Genomic DNA, 13,943 nt, shown 5'->3' with positions numbered 1-13,943 from the left:
CCTGCCGGCGGTATGGGACATGCACGGCCTTCGAGATGCTCACCGGCCGGCCTCTCCGCCGTCCAATCCCAGGAAGCGATCGTTCGTGCCGAATTCAGGACCGATGCAGACGTTCGATACGACCACCACCACCCTGCCGACCCTACGGCGCGGCTCGCAATTGCACGAGACCGAGAGGCGGCTGAACGCAGTCCTGAACAATGCTTCGGTCGCGATTTTCCTGATGGATGACCGCCAGCACTGCGTCTACATGAACCGGGCGGCGGAACTTGTCACCGGCTTCACCCTGGCGGAGGTGCTCGCCCGCGACTGCCCGTTGCACGACATCGTGCATCACACCTATCCGGACGGGCGACCCTTTCCGCTCGCCGAATGCGCCATCGATCGGGCTTTCCCGGAGAACAACCAGGAGCGCGGCGAGGAGGTCTTCGTGCACAAGGACGGGCACTTCTACCCCGTCGGCTTCACGGCGAGCCCGATTCGCGACGACGACGCGCGGATCATCGGTACGATCATCGAGGTTCGCGACATCACCGAGGAAAAAGCTGCGGCCGAGCGCCAGCGCCTGCTCACCAACGAGTTGAACCACCGGGTCAAGAACACACTGGCCACGGTCCAGTCGATCGCCGCGCAGACATTCAGGGGCAGGACCGACACGGTGGCGCGTCAGACGTTCGACGCTCGCATGGTCGCCCTTTCAAATACCCACAACGTGCTGACTGCGGAGAACTGGGAGAGTGCTAGCCTGCGCAGCGTCGTCGAGGGTGCGCTCGCTCCGCATGCCCTCGCGGAGGTGGAAACCGGTCGGTTCGATCTCGTCGGCCCCGACACCCGCCTGCACCCCAAGGTCGCCGTAACCCTGGCGATGGCGCTTCACGAACTTATGACCAATGCCGCGAAGTATGGTGCGCTCTCGGTTCCCGAGGGGCGGGTCGGCGTTCGCTGGACCCTGGAGCCGGCGGGCGAAGGCGAACGCCTCGACCTCGTTTGGACGGAAGCCGGTGGGCCGACCGTCACCGAACCCGCCCGCAAGGGCTTCGGCAGCCGGTTGATCGAGCGGCAACTCCCGATGGAGTTCGACGGCACCGCAATGCTGGCTTTCGCGCCGGCCGGTGTGACGTGCCGCCTGCAGATTCCGCTGACAGCGCTGGGCTGGCACGGCCAGGACCTCGTGTCGGGACGGGCCGGCCGATGAGTGCCCTTGAGGGACGACGCGTCCTGCTGGTCGAGGATGAAAGCCTTGTCGCCATGCTCGGCGAAGACATGCTGCTTGACCTCGGCTGCGAGGTCGAGATCGCCATGCGGCTCGACAAGGCGGTGGCCCTGGCCCGTGGAACGGACCTGGACCTGGCGATCCTCGACGTGAACCTCGGGGAGACCTGTAGCTACCCCGTCGCCGACGTTCTGTTCGAGCGCGGTATTCCGTTCATCTTCGCCACCGGCTACGGCGTCTCCGGTATCGAGCCTGCCTATGGCTCCGTGCCTGTGATGCAGAAGCCCTATCAGATCGCCCAGATGGAGCGGCTGCTGCGCCACCTGCTGACCTGCGAAAGCCCGCCCGCCAAGAACGGCACGCAACCGCTCGGGTGCGGTTGCTCGTTCTGGACGAAGGTCGTCGGTCCACATCAGGTCCGGGCGGACTGAACGCACCCGCTGCGGCCTTCGGTCCCCATGCGTTGGCGCTTGTCGGCGGACCTTTCCGACCGATGTTGGGTTCGCCCTTTGCGGTGACGGGACAACGAACGCCAGAGCGCATGCAGATCCACCTCGACGCCCTCGGCGGCATCGCCGGCGACATGTTCGCCGCTGCCCTCCTCGATGCTTTTCCGGAACAGGAATCCGGGGTGCTGGCCAGCATTCGCGCCGCGCTGCCGGAGGTGTCGTGCGAACTTGTCCGACATAACGACGGCATTCTGTCCGGCCGGCGCTTCCTTGTAGCGCACCGCGAGAGAGAGGGGGACCGGGCCGAGGTGGGCCACACCCACCGGCATCACGACCACGACCACCAGCATGCGCACGGCCATGAGTTGGGGCATCACCATGCCCCGACCGCGCACGGCCATCGCCACTGGTCGCGCATCCGTGCGGACCTTGAGGCCTCCCCGCTCGAACCGGTCGTGCGAAGCCATGCCATCGGTATCTTCAGCCGTCTCGCCGAGGCCGAGGCACGGGTCCACGGCATCGCCGTCGAGGCCGTCGCCTTCCACGAGGTCGGCGCCTGGGATTCGATTGCCGACATCGTGGCGGCCGCGCACCTGATCGCGGCTCTCGATGCCGAGGCCTGGAGCGTTTCGGCGCTGCCCCTCGGGTCTGGGCGGGTCCGCACGCAGCACGGGCCGCTGCCGGTGCCGGCGCCCGCCACGAGCCTCCTCATCGAGGGGTTCGAGACCCTGGACGACGGCGTACCGGGCGAGCGCGTGACTCCGACGGGGGCAGCGATTCTCCGCCATCTTCGGGATGTCGCGCCGCCTCTGGCGGCAGCGCCGAGAGTTCTGAAGGGATCGGGCATCGGCTTCGGTACGAAAGTTCTGCCCGGCTTGAGCAATTGCTTGCGCGCCGTCGTCTACGAGGCGGCTGCACGGGGGAGCGGCGAGCACCGCGACCTAGGCGTGATCGAATTCGAGGTGGACGACCAGTCGGCGGAGGATCTTGGCATGGGCCTCGACCGCCTGCGCGCGCATCCCGACATCTTCGACGTCGTCCAGATGCCGGTCTTCGGCAAAAAGGGACGGATGATGACCCATGTCCGGGCGCTCGCCCGCGCCAGCGCGATCGACTTGGCGCTGGCCGCCTGCTTTCGTGAGACCACGACGATTGGCCTGCGGCATCGCGTCGTCTCCGGTGCTGCCCTGCCGCGTCGGATGCATACCGTCACTGTCGAGGGGCAACCCGTCCGCGTGAAGGTGGTCGATCGGCCGGGCGGGCGTACAGCCAAGGCGGAGGCGGACGACGCGGTCGCTCAGGATGGCCACGCCACCCGCGCCGGCCTGCGCCGCGCCGCCGAAGCCCTGGCGCTCCAGGCCGATTCCGAGGAGGGAGGCGCGGCATGAGCAGCGAATTCCTGCCGCGCCTGAACGAAGCCCTCCAAGGGATCGGGCCGCTCGCGGTCGCGGTCAGCGGCGGCGTCGACAGCCTCACGCTGGCCGAGACCGCCCATCGCCTCCTCGGCGCCGAGGGGGCACTGATGGTGCATGCCGCTTCGCCCGCCGTACCGACTGAGGCGACACAGCGGGTCCGGGACGAAGCGGCTCGGGCGGGCTGGTCCCTCCGCGTGGTCGAGGCTGGCGAGTTTGCCGACCCGAACTACCGTGCCAACCCGGTCAACCGCTGCTTCTTCTGCAAGACCAACCTCTACGGAACGATCCGCCAGGTGACTGACCGGACCATGGTGTCGGGCGCCAATCTCGATGATCTCGGCGAGTACCGGCCGGGGCTCGACGCAGCACGCGAGCACGGCGTGCGCCATCCCTACGTGGAGGCTGGATTGGATAAGGCCATGGTGCGGGCACTGGCCCGCGACCTCGGTCTTGGGGCTGTGGCGGAACTCCCGGCGGCGCCGTGCCTGTCGAGCCGGGTCGAGACCGGAATTCGAATCGAGCCAGAGACCCTTGCCTTCATTCATGCCGTCGAGGGCTTGGTGAGCCGCAGCTTGGAGGCTGAGAGCGGGCCGCGCCGTGCCGTGCGCTGCCGCGTCCGGGCGGCCGGGATCGTCGTGGAACTCGACCCCGAAAGCCTCGCCGCCCTGGACGTCCCGCGCCGGACCGCCCTGGCGGCGGAAATTCGCGCCAGCTCGCCGGTAAACCTACCGGAGGCTCCCGTGCGCTTCATGGCCTATCGCACCGGCAGCGCCTTTCTGACGGGAGCGGCCCGATGAGCGTTGCCGACGAGTTCGTCCTCGACTTCGCCCGCCCCGAGCGGATCGGCCTGGAGGAGGCGATCTACGCCGCCGGCAAGTCACCCGTTCAGATCGACGCGATCCTGGAGGCCGCCACGGCACGCGGCGCATCGCTCCTGCTGACGCGGCTCGATCCCGACAAGCACGCGGCCCTCGCAGCGTCTCATCGCGCACGGATCGATTACTGCGCGGTGTCGCGCACGGCCATCTTCGGTCAGGCCAGGCCGCTGACCGGGACGGCGCGGATCGGCATCGTCGCAGCCGGCACCTCCGACGTTCCGGTCGCGCGCGAGGCCGAGCGGACCCTGGCCTATCAGGGCCACGCCACGACCCTGTTCGCGGATGTCGGCGTCGCCGGGCTCTGGCGCCTGACCCGACGGCTTGACGAAATCCGCGCCCATCCGATCCTCATTGTGGCCGCCGGCATGGATGCGGCCCTGCCGAGCGTCGTCGGTGGCCTCGTCGCCAGCGCCTTGATCGCGGTGCCGACCTCCGTCGGCTACGGTGTCGCCGAGGGCGGTCGCACTGCTCTCGATGCGATCCTCGCGAGCTGCGCCCCCGGGATCACCGTCGTCAATATCGACAACGGTTACGGCGCCGCTTGCGCGGCGATGCGCCTTCTGCAGGCCGCCCGTGCCCTCTCGGATTTCACGGCCGATGACGGGATGCGCGCCTGACATGCCGTACAAGGCCCGTATCACCCCCCCTTTTAGACCGGAGAGCAGACATGGAACGCCGCAGCTTCCTACAGGGCGCCGCCGCCGGCGCCGGACTCGCCGCCACCAGCAGCGCCGGCGCGACCGTAACCACCCCCGGCCTGCCCAATACCCGTCCGAAGGACCCGGCCGACCTGCCCTTCGTCACAGATCCCGGTGAGCGCCGGGGCGAGATGCTCTATCGACCCTTCGGTCGCCACGACGAGAAGATCTCGGCGATTGGCATGGGCGGTTTCCACCTGGGCAAAAACGCGGTCTCCGATGATGAGGCGACCCGCCTTATCCATGCCGGCATCGATCGCGGCATCACATTCATGGACAATTGCTGGGACTACAACGGCGGCCGCTCGGAGTTGCGCATGGGCGTCGCCCTCTCTCAGGGCGGCTACCGTGACAGGGTATTCCTGATGTCCAAGATGGACGGCCGTACCAAGCAGGAGGCGATGCGTCAGATCGACGAATCCCTCAAGCGTCTGCGCACCGACCGTATCGACCTCGTGCAGCACCACGAGATTCTGCGCTTCGACGACCCGGACCGGGTCTTCACCGAGGGCGGCGCGATGGAGGCTTTCGTCGAGGCCAAGAAGGCCGGCAAGCTGCGCTACATCGGCTTTACGGGCCACAAAGACCCACGCATCCACCTGCAGATGCTCGAGGTCGCCGAGGAGCGCGGCTTCCAGTTCGACTCCGTGCAGATGCCGCTCAACGTCATGGACGCGCATTTTCGCTCGTTCGGGCACCTCGTATTGCCCTATCTCGTGCAGCACGGTATCGCGGCGCTGGGCATGAAGACCTTCGGCGACGGGGTCATCCTGAAGAGCGATGCGCCGATCAAGCCACTCGAATACCTGCACTTCTGTTTGAACCTGCCGACCAGTGTCGTGATCACCGGCATCGAAAGCCAGCGCGACCTCGATCAGGCGTTCGAAGCGGTCAAGACTTTCAAGCCGATGGACAAGGCGAAGGTCGCCGAGCTGCTGGATCGCAGCAAGCCCTACGCGCTGCAGGGCAAGTACGAGCTGTTCAAGACCTCCGCCACTTTCGACGGAACGGCCAAGAATGCGGCCTGGCTCGGCGAGGATGTCGAGAGCGTGAAAAAGCTCGCGCCGACGATGGAGTAAGACCATACGGCCTTCTCGCGCCGGTTGTCTTTCTTTCCACCGAAGACTTTCTCGCAGGATGTCCGTTATCACCACGTCATCCCGGGGCCGCGCAGCGGAGCCCAGGGATCCAGACCCGAAGAGGGTGCCGAAACTGACGCCGTCGGCGGTTCCGGATTCCGGGCTCGCCTACGGCGACCCGGAATGACGCGGGGTTCTCTACGTTCTCTTCCCTAGGCTAGAAATTGGCTTGCCGTCGAAGCACATAGCAACCCGGCACAGCCGGCGAATGCCGGCGGCGAGCGATGCCAACAGGACTCTCTCCGGCGGACCGATCAGCCTTCCTTGAATCCGTAATCCGGCACGCCTTCCTCGTTGCCATAGTACTTGTACGGCAGGAACTTGCCGGAAAGGTTCATCTTCACCCGGTCGCCCTTGTTGTTGGGCTCGCGCTCCATGGTCATGTTGAAGTCGATGGCCGACATGATGCCGTCGCCGAATTCCTCTTGGATCAGCTCCTTCCAGGTGGTGCCGTAGACCATGACCAGCTCGTAGAAGCGGTAGATCAGCGGGTCCGTCGGCGGCATCTGCGCGATCGAGCCGCGATAGGGTGCCTCATTCAGCATCCGCTCCTCGGATTGGGAGAGACCGAAGAGAGCGGCGGCCTTTGCGGCCTGGGCCTTCGGCAGCTTCATCTGGCCCATGCAGGCGGCGGTGATCAGGATCGGAGAAATACCGCCGATCTCGTCTTGGATGTACTTCCAGGTCCAGCCTTTCTCGCGCTTGATGTCGAGCAGCTTCTCGGTGAGGTCTTCGCGCTTCATGCTTTGCACTCCGTGATAGGTTGAAAGAGGTAGGTCAAAAGAGGGAAGGTCAGGCGCGCCGGGCGGGAGCAGCGTCCGCCGAGAGGGCGGCGGCATCGGCTTCGCTGAGGCTCGGGCGAATCACCGGCGGGTGGCGCGGGTCGTAGCCGGCCGGCATCGCGTCCCGCAGCGTTTTCGAGCGACTGACCAGGAAGTCCATCAGGTGGTTGCGCAGGGCGTAGTAGCCCGGTGCGTGGTGCAGCTGCGTGCGGTCCCGGACCTTGGGCAACGGATTCTCGACGATCTCCGCGACCTTGGCTTGCGGTCCATTGGTCATCAGTACGATGCGGTCCGCGAGGTAGATCGCCTCGTCGACGTCGTGGGTGATCATGAAGACGGTCTGGCCGGTCTCGACGCAGATGCGCCGTACCTCGTCCTGAAGCGTCCCCCGCGTCAGGGCGTCGAGCGCCGAGAACGGCTCGTCCATCAGCAGGATCTTGGGATCGATGGCGAGCGCACGCGCGATGCCGACCCGCTGCTTCATGCCGCCCGACAGTTCGGACGGGCGCTTGTGCTCGGAGCCCGCGAGTCCGACCGTCGCGATGGCTTTCTCGGCACGGGCGTTCACGTCGACACGTGAAGCCTTCCGCCACCGCGAGGAGACCGCGTAGGCGACGTTGCCCAGCACCGTGCGCCAGGGCAGAAGGGCATGCCCCTGGAAGATCACCGCCCGATCGAGGCTGGTGCCCTCGATCGCCTGCCCATCGACGATGACGACGCCCTCGCTCGGAGCCTCGAGCCCGGCCAGAATGTTGAGGACCGTGGTCTTGCCGCACCCGGAATGGCCGATCATGCAGACGAACTCGCCCCGCCGCATGGGCAACCACAGGTTCTCGAATACCGTCGTGCTCTTGCCCCCCGGGGCCGGATAGCGCCGGGCGATGCCTTCGATGGAGATGAATTTTTCCGGCGACGGCATGCTCTGGGCCGACATGCGGGCGTCTCCGGTCGAGTCTGAGGGTCGGGTACGGAAGGGAACCAGGATGGCCATGGCGCTCACTCCGGAAAGGTGACGAGCGCCTGCGCGCGGGCCAGTAACTGGTCGAGGATCATGCCAACGAGGCCGATGACCAGGATCGAGGTGATCACATTGGTGATCGAGAGGTTGTTCCACTCGTTCCAAACGAAGTAGCCGATACCGGTGCCGCCCACGAGCATCTCCGCCGCTACGATGACGAGCCAGGCGATACCAATGGAGATGCGCATGCCGGTAAGGATGGTTGGCGCGGCGGCCGGCAGGATCACCGTGACGGCCCGGCGGAACGGGCCGACCTCCAGGGTGCGGGCGACGTTGAGCCACTCGCGCCGAGTGCCGGCGACCCCGAAGGCGGTGTTGATCAGCATCGGCCAGAGCGAGCAGATGAAGATCACGAAGATCGCCGAGAGACCGGAATCCTTGATGGTGTAGAGGGCGAGCGGCATCCAGGCGAGTGGCGAGACCGGCTTCAGGAGCTGAATGAAGGGATCGAGCGCCCGACTCATCAGGGGCGACATCCCGATGAGGAAGCCGATCGGGATCGCCACCAGCACGGCGAGGCCGTAGCCGAGCGCCACGCGGCCGATGGAATAGGCGAGCTGGATACCGAGGCCCTTGTCGTTGGGACCACGGTCATAGAACGGGTCCTTAAGGTGTTTCCACAGGGTAGCGCCGACATCGAGGGGGCCGGGCATGGCCGACTTGCCGGTGGTGGCGCTCTGCCCCATCAGGGCGGCGTATTCAGGGTCCATCGTTTCGGTCTTGGACGTACCCCCGACTGCAATCTGCCATGTGAGCAGGAAGGCGAGGAGCAGGGCCAGAGAGACGAGGCCGGCGCGGATGGAGAGGCTGGCGGCCATGGCTCAGCCCGCCCGCCGGATCTTGAAGGAGTCGAGATATTCCTTCGGCTTGGCCGGGTCGAAGGTCTTGCCCATGACCACGAAGGTCTTCGTTGTGGTCTCGGGTGGGGTGAGGCCGTTCTGCTTCATCAGCTTGGCGGCATCGGTGGCGAGGTAGACCTTGGCCGCGACGGCCGCATAATCGACGTCGCCCTTGATCTGACCCCAGCGCTGCATCTGGGTCATGATCCAGACCGCGAACGACTGCCACGGGAAGGCGTCGAAATCGACGCGATCCGGCACCTTGCGCACGGTGCCGAGCCCGTCCGCGAAGGTCCCGGTCAGGACCTGCTCCACCACCGTCACGGGCTGGTTGAGGTAGTTGGCCGGTGCGATCTGCACGGCGATCTCCTTCCGGTTCTCGGGCTTCGACGCGTAGGTCGTGGCCTCGATGATTGCCCGCAGCAGCGCCGCGTAGGTGTTCGGGGTCTGGGTGACGAAGTCCTGCGACGCGGCGAAGGCGCAGCAGGGATGCCGGTCCCAGATCTCCTTCGACAGGAGGTGGATAAAGCCGACGCCGTCATAGACCGCGCGCTGATTCACCGGATCGGGGGCGAGGAAGCCGTCGATGTTGTCGGCCCGAAGGTTCGCGACCATCTCGGGCGGCGGCACGGCGCGGATCTGTACATCGGTGTCGGGGTCGATCCCGGCCTCGGCCAAGTAGTAACGCAGCAGATAATTGTGCATCGAGTAGTCGAACGGCACCGCGAGTTTGAAGCCTTTCCAATCTTTCGGGTCGCGCCGGTCCTTGTGCTTCATGGCCAGGGTGATGGCCTGGCCGTTGACGTTCTCCACCGCCGGCATCGTGTACGGCTGCGGGTTCGAGCCGACGCCGAGGGAGATCGCGATCGGCATCGGCGCCAGCATGTGCGCGGCGTCGTATTCGCGGTTCAGGGTCTTGTCGCGGATCACCGCCCAGCCGGCGGTCTTCACCACATCGACGTTGAGACCCTGCTTTTCGTAGAAGCCCATGGGCTTGGCCATGATGATCGGCGTGGCGCAGGTGATCGGGATGAAACCGATCTTCAGGTCGGTCTTCTCCGGCTTGGCGCCCTCGGCGAAGGCCTCGGTGATGAGGCGGGTCGGCAGGAACTGGCCGATGGCGGCGAGCGCCGTTGCGGCGCCGACGCTGCGCAGGAAAGCGCGCCGCTCCGCATCGTGCGGGAACAGCGCCCGCATCACCGTGCCTTCGACGACGCGTTCGATCGTGGCATCCGCGCCCGGTACGGCTGCGTCGTGTTCACCCTGCGATCTGTGCGAGCCGCACGAGCAGCCGCCTCGACTCAGGCGATGGGACGCGTCGAAGGGATTGTCGAACAGGGCCATGGCTGCCTCACCGTCTCGAAGTGTTTCCAGCTTCGCAAGCGGTGTGCCAATCTAGAAATAAAATTAGGTGATGAAACGCAATGACTTAGCAAGGACGTCGACATTCACGAGATATCGTGATCTACGGTATATCGTAGCTATTACAACGAGATTTCGTGATCGAGGGGTGGCATGGGTGCTGATCTGCGTCAAAGCCCCGAATTCGGTATCGCTTTCGAAGAAAGCCGCGAGGCGATGTTGGTCCTGGACCCGCTGGCGGACCGAATCGTCGAGGCCAACACCGCCGCCGCGGATTTGCTCGGCTATCCCCGTTCATCCCTCAGGGGCATGCTCGCGAGCGCCCTGCACCCGGGGCAGCGTCCCACCCTGATCGTGTTCACCCAGGGCGTCGAGGCGAAGGGCCAGTGGTGGACGCATGCGCTCAACCCGCGCCACGGGGCAGGGAAGTCTCTGCGACTCGAATATGCCGGTTCGCCGCTGACGAGTGCCCCGCCGCTGATGCTGGTGACCCTGACCGACCTAGACGCGCGCCGTCAGCGCCACGTCGACGCCGAGGCGGACGCTCACATGCGGGCTGGCCTGTCCGAGTGGCAGCGGATGGAGCGGATCTTTCGCGATATCGAGCGCGAGAACCAATTGATCCTCCGTGCGGCGGGGGAGGGCATCTACGGGGTCAACGCCGAGGGGGTAACCACCTTCGTCAACCCGGCCGCCGAACGGATGCTCGGCTGGTCCGCCGCCGAGCTGGTCGGCCGGGACATGCATGCCGCTGTCCACCACACCCATTCGGACGGGGCGCATTACCAACATTGCGACTGCCCGATCTACGCCGCGTTTCGCGACGGCGTGGTCCATCAGGTCGACACAGAGGTGTTCTGGAGGCGCGACGGCACCGCCTTTCCCGTGGAATACACCTCGACCCCGATCCGCGACCGAGGCCAACTCCTCGGGGCCGTCATCGTCTTTCGCGATATCGGTCCCCGACGTGAGGCCGACGAACGTCTTCGCCAAGCGCTCGCGGAGGTCGATTCGCTGCGAGAGCGCCTGGAACTCGAGAATGCCTACCTCAAGGAAGAAATCCGGCTTGAGAGCCACCACCAGGGCATCATCGGCCGCTCACCGGCCATCGAGGCCACGCTGCGGCAGATCGACGTCGTGGCCGGCACTGAGGCCACCGTCCTCGTCATCGGAGAATCCGGGACCGGCAAGGAGTTGATCGCTCGTGCGATCCACGAGGCGAGTCGCCGCTGCAACCGCCCGCTCATTCGTGTGAACTGTGCCGCCGTGCCCCGCGAACTCTTCGAGAGCGAGTTTTTCGGCCACGCGAAAGGTGCCTTCACGGGTGCCGTCCGCGACCGGGTCGGACGTTTCGAGCTCGCCGATGGTGGCACGCTGTTCCTCGACGAGGTCGGCGAAATCCCCCTCGACCTCCAGGGTAAGCTGCTGCGGGTGCTGCAGGAGCGTTCGTTCGAACGGGTAGGCGAGGAGCGTACCCGCGCGGTCGACGTTCGGCTGATCGCAGCGACGAACCGCGACCTACGAGAAGAGGTGCGGCGCGGTCGCTTCCGCGAGGACTTGTATTTCCGCCTGAACGTCTTCCCGATCGCCGCCAGCCCTCTGCGTGAGCGGCCCGAGGACATTCCGCTGATCGCGCACCACTTCCTGAAGGGGGCGGCTCGGCGCCTGAACATCGCCGAGCCGCGTCTCACGGAAGGCGATGTCCGTCGCCTCACCCGCTATCCCTGGCCGGGCAACGTTCGGGAACTGGAGAACGTGATCGAGCGTGGAGCGATCCTCGCGGTGCGCGGGCGGCTCCATCTCGATCTGCCGGACGTCGATCCGTCGCCTCGGAGCCGGGAGGCCATTGCCCCGGCCTCGCCGATGCCGATGCCCCTGACAGAGCTCGAGCGACGTGCCCGGGAACGAGCCGAGATCGAGGCGGCTCTGGCCCAGGCCGGAGGCAAAGTCTTCGGACCGGGCGGCGCGGCCGAGATGCTCGGCCTCAAGCCGACGACCCTGGCGTCGCGAATGAAAGCGCTCGATGTCGAAAGAGGAACCTTCCGTGCACGGCGTTGAACCTAAATCTGACGACTGGCGGTTGCGTCGCCTGCCTATCAGGCGAACAGCAAGGTGTCGGACGGGACGTGGACGGTGAAGGCCTTGCCTTCGTCGACCCAGCCGGCGCCCGCCGCGCCGTTATTGATGCCGGCAGCTTCCTCGGCGTTTCCTGCGAAGTGATGCAGGCCGGAGATCTTGTTGTAGAATCGCTCTAGGGTGATGTGCCCGGCGCCGCTCGCATTGTCGTAAGCCTGGAATGCGACGCCTTCGTAGTGATAGCTCGATCCCGACGTGATCAGCTGGTCGCGTTCCGACACGCTGTCGGTAAGGAAGTGGGTTCCTGTCTTTGTCTCGAGAAACCGGAAGACGTCGTGCGTGCCGGCGCCCTTGTCTGGCGTGCTCCACGGACTTCCCTCATAATTGAAAGTTGGCATCGTGCTCTGGATCTGCTGCTTCTCAATTTGGCTCGTCGTGTAAAAATGATCGCCCGTCTTCGTGTCGAAGAAGCGAAAGATCGAATGTGTGTCCTCGATCGTCGGCCCCGTGGCGGGAATCGTGGTTTGTGCATTCGCGCCAGGAGCCAGAGACACGACCGGCGTCGGGGACGTGGTCGCGGTCAAGCCGACCTGACTCGCTGTCACCAGCGCCGCCCCTGCACCTCCGGACTGCGATGACAACGACTGAATGATCGACTCACCGTCGGTCAGTTTGAGCGTCGAAAACTTTTCTCCAGTATTCAGATTCATGTTCCAATTGTTGTAAAGATGGGTCGCCGAAGAAGGCATGTAAAAAACGTTGTTGTAATGATAGTCGCCGGTCTGCTTGAAGAACGAGTCGCCGGTATTGAGATACATGGCATTGTCGTGGAATGAGATTTGGCCGGGCTGGTAAGCCGAGTCCAAAAAGACACTCGCCATCTGCTTGGTGCTGTTGTTCTGCTCGGCGATGGAGTTGTGGCTCACATCCACGTTGGCGAAAGTGCTCGCGAACCCTCCGCCGCCGTTATGGAACACGAGAAAGCCATTGTTGTTCAGGCTTACGTTGTTGGTGATCGAAATATTCGTCAGCGCACTTTTGAAGCCGCCGGCTTCAATGAAACCAACACTGTTTTCGACCCAGTTGTAGTGGATTTTGACGTTGTCCATAGTGCCGAACAACTCGATGCCACCGCCGTCGTATTTATAATCGTAGCTTGGAGCCTTTCCATTGACGACCCGATTGTAAGAAACTTCGTTGTTGCTGTTTCCGATCAGAACGCCGACCGCACCGTAGTCGTCGTCTTTAACGTCGGGCGTATTCTTCACCATTTTCAGATCATGAAAATAGCTCTGCGTCACAAGATTGTTCGTGCCGTTGAGCATGACGCCTTGGCCGACGTTGCTAGCCTCTACATTCCGGATCGTTACGTTGCTTGATGTCTTCATGACATTGATGCCGCCTTGTCCGGCCGCACCGATGTTCAAGCTATCGATCACGATATATTTCGAGTTGGCGATGTTGATGCCGTCCGAATACCCCGTGGCGGTATTGCTGATGACCGCGGCCGGACCCACACCATAGGTGGTGAAGGTGATGGGTTTGTCTGCGGTGCCGGATGCACCGATTGTCAATGCGCCGGTGCCCGGCATCGACACCGTGTAGGCGGTGCCCGCCTTGAACGCGACCGTGTCGCCGGCCTGGAGCTTCAGCTTGTTGACCGCATCGAGACTGGCGAATGGAGTATCAACCGACCGACCGCTATTCTTGTCGCTCGCTGCTGATGAAGATGCGTCCACGAAGTAGATCGTCATCGGACTATCCCGGAGAACGGTAAAATTGGCTATTATTCATTCGTAGGTCCGGGTTGCTTACCGAGCGTTAAGCCGCATGCTTAAGCGATTATTGTCGAGCTAAATTCAGTTGTCGGATCGCTCATCGCGCAGGCGCTTGCTCAAGTCTTGAGACGTGCGGCATCGCACGGCATGTGAATCGAACGGTGCCTGATCCCGATTCTAAGTCGATGCGTGACGCTTCTCGTGGAGACGAAGCTGGGAGGGTGTTTCCCGCTCGACGAAGCGGATCCTCGGTCGCCTCCGGCATCAGGAAGTTACCGCCAGGGGCAAATCCGCTG

General features: G+C 64.5%; 12 protein-coding genes. 7 read left to right on the top strand and 5 right to left on the bottom strand.

All coding sequences use genetic code 11. The features are described from left to right. Nucleotides 1–103 precede the first annotated feature (103 nt). The 6 genes from ACXJY8_RS13965 (at nt 104) to ACXJY8_RS13940 (ending at nt 5,732) form a co-directional block, all read left to right on the top strand. Nucleotides 104–1,195 carry a sensor histidine kinase gene (locus tag ACXJY8_RS13965; RefSeq protein ID WP_463769834.1) on the top strand — a complete coding sequence of 364 codons (1,092 nt, stop codon included), beginning with the start codon at nt 104–106 and terminating at the stop codon, nt 1,193–1,195. Continuing rightward, nucleotides 1,192–1,644: a response regulator gene (locus tag ACXJY8_RS13960; protein ID WP_463769832.1), complete on the top strand. Its 453-nt coding sequence runs from the start codon at nt 1,192–1,194 to the stop codon at nt 1,642–1,644. The genes ACXJY8_RS13965 and ACXJY8_RS13960 overlap by 4 nt, the downstream gene beginning before the upstream one ends. 110 nt (nt 1,645–1,754) lie before the next feature. Then, nucleotides 1,755–3,050 carry a nickel pincer cofactor biosynthesis protein LarC gene (gene larC / locus ACXJY8_RS13955; protein ID WP_463769830.1) on the top strand — a complete coding sequence of 432 codons (1,296 nt, stop codon included), beginning with the start codon at nt 1,755–1,757 and terminating at the stop codon, nt 3,048–3,050. Further along, nucleotides 3,047–3,874: an ATP-dependent sacrificial sulfur transferase LarE gene (larE, locus tag ACXJY8_RS13950; RefSeq protein WP_463769828.1), complete on the top strand. Its 828-nt coding sequence runs from the start codon at nt 3,047–3,049 to the stop codon at nt 3,872–3,874. Before larC ends, larE begins: the two co-directional genes overlap by 4 nt. Then, nucleotides 3,871–4,572: a nickel pincer cofactor biosynthesis protein LarB gene (larB, locus tag ACXJY8_RS13945; RefSeq protein WP_463769826.1), complete on the top strand. Its 702-nt coding sequence runs from the start codon at nt 3,871–3,873 to the stop codon at nt 4,570–4,572. Before larE ends, larB begins: the two co-directional genes overlap by 4 nt. 50 nt (nt 4,573–4,622) lie before the next feature. Next, entirely contained in the window at nt 4,623–5,732 is a 1,110-nt protein-coding gene (locus ACXJY8_RS13940; protein WP_463769824.1) for an aldo/keto reductase, read from the top strand. Nucleotides 5,733–6,046: 314 nt separating this feature from the next. On the opposite strand, the gene cynS is transcribed toward ACXJY8_RS13940, so the two are convergent. Genes cynS through ACXJY8_RS13920 form a run of 4 tightly spaced genes read right to left on the bottom strand, consistent with a single transcriptional unit; the run spans nt 6,047 to nt 9,775 of the window. Beyond that, entirely contained in the window at nt 6,047–6,535 is a 489-nt protein-coding gene (gene cynS / locus ACXJY8_RS13935) for a cyanase (protein ID WP_463769822.1), read from the bottom strand. Nucleotides 6,536–6,584: 49 nt separating this feature from the next. Next, nucleotides 6,585–7,565, bottom strand: a complete 981-nt coding sequence (locus ACXJY8_RS13930) for an ABC transporter ATP-binding protein (protein ID WP_463769820.1) — start codon at nt 7,563–7,565, stop codon at nt 6,585–6,587. Between the two features lie 5 nt (nt 7,566–7,570). Next, entirely contained in the window at nt 7,571–8,410 is an 840-nt protein-coding gene (gene ntrB, locus ACXJY8_RS13925) for a nitrate ABC transporter permease (protein WP_463769818.1), read from the bottom strand. 3 nt (nt 8,411–8,413) lie between these two features. Beyond that, on the bottom strand, nt 8,414–9,775 hold the full coding sequence (locus ACXJY8_RS13920) for a CmpA/NrtA family ABC transporter substrate-binding protein (RefSeq protein WP_463769816.1): 1,362 nt from the start codon (nt 9,773–9,775) through the stop codon (nt 8,414–8,416). Nucleotides 9,776–9,946: 171 nt separating this feature from the next. Here ACXJY8_RS13920 and ACXJY8_RS13915 point away from each other — a divergent pair, with 171 nt between their 5' ends. Then, on the top strand, nt 9,947–11,851 hold the full coding sequence (locus ACXJY8_RS13915; protein WP_463769813.1) for a sigma 54-interacting transcriptional regulator: 1,905 nt from the start codon (nt 9,947–9,949) through the stop codon (nt 11,849–11,851). Nucleotides 11,852–11,889: 38 nt separating this feature from the next. Here ACXJY8_RS13915 and ACXJY8_RS13910 read toward each other — a convergent pair whose 3' ends face one another. Continuing rightward, complete coding sequence (locus ACXJY8_RS13910; RefSeq protein WP_463769811.1) at nt 11,890–13,623, bottom strand: right-handed parallel beta-helix repeat-containing protein; 1,734 nt, start codon at nt 13,621–13,623, stop codon at nt 11,890–11,892. Between the last annotated feature and the right edge of the window lie 320 nt (nt 13,624–13,943).

It is taken from the genome of Methylobacterium sp. TK31, assembly GCF_055361545.1.
The sequence above is the reverse complement of the archived record's forward strand: the minus strand, read 5'-3'. Positions and strand labels throughout refer to the sequence as shown.

Coding starts and splice junctions, on each gene's coding strand:
- ACXJY8_RS13965 (WP_463769834.1), top strand. CDS start 104: ATGCAGACGTTCGATACGACCACCACCACCCTGCCGACCCTACGGCGC.
- ACXJY8_RS13960 (WP_463769832.1), top strand. CDS start 1,192: ATGAGTGCCCTTGAGGGACGACGCGTCCTGCTGGTCGAGGATGAAAGC.
- larC (WP_463769830.1), top strand. CDS start 1,755: ATGCAGATCCACCTCGACGCCCTCGGCGGCATCGCCGGCGACATGTTC.
- larE (WP_463769828.1), top strand. CDS start 3,047: ATGAGCAGCGAATTCCTGCCGCGCCTGAACGAAGCCCTCCAAGGGATC.
- larB (WP_463769826.1), top strand. CDS start 3,871: ATGAGCGTTGCCGACGAGTTCGTCCTCGACTTCGCCCGCCCCGAGCGG.
- ACXJY8_RS13940 (WP_463769824.1), top strand. CDS start 4,623: ATGGAACGCCGCAGCTTCCTACAGGGCGCCGCCGCCGGCGCCGGACTC.
- cynS (WP_463769822.1), bottom strand. CDS start 6,535: ATGAAGCGCGAAGACCTCACCGAGAAGCTGCTCGACATCAAGCGCGAG.
- ACXJY8_RS13930 (WP_463769820.1), bottom strand. CDS start 7,565: ATGGCCATCCTGGTTCCCTTCCGTACCCGACCCTCAGACTCGACCGGA.
- ntrB (WP_463769818.1), bottom strand. CDS start 8,410: ATGGCCGCCAGCCTCTCCATCCGCGCCGGCCTCGTCTCTCTGGCCCTG.
- ACXJY8_RS13920 (WP_463769816.1), bottom strand. CDS start 9,775: ATGGCCCTGTTCGACAATCCCTTCGACGCGTCCCATCGCCTGAGTCGA.
- ACXJY8_RS13915 (WP_463769813.1), top strand. CDS start 9,947: ATGGGTGCTGATCTGCGTCAAAGCCCCGAATTCGGTATCGCTTTCGAA.
- ACXJY8_RS13910 (WP_463769811.1), bottom strand. CDS start 13,623: ATGACGATCTACTTCGTGGACGCATCTTCATCAGCAGCGAGCGACAAG.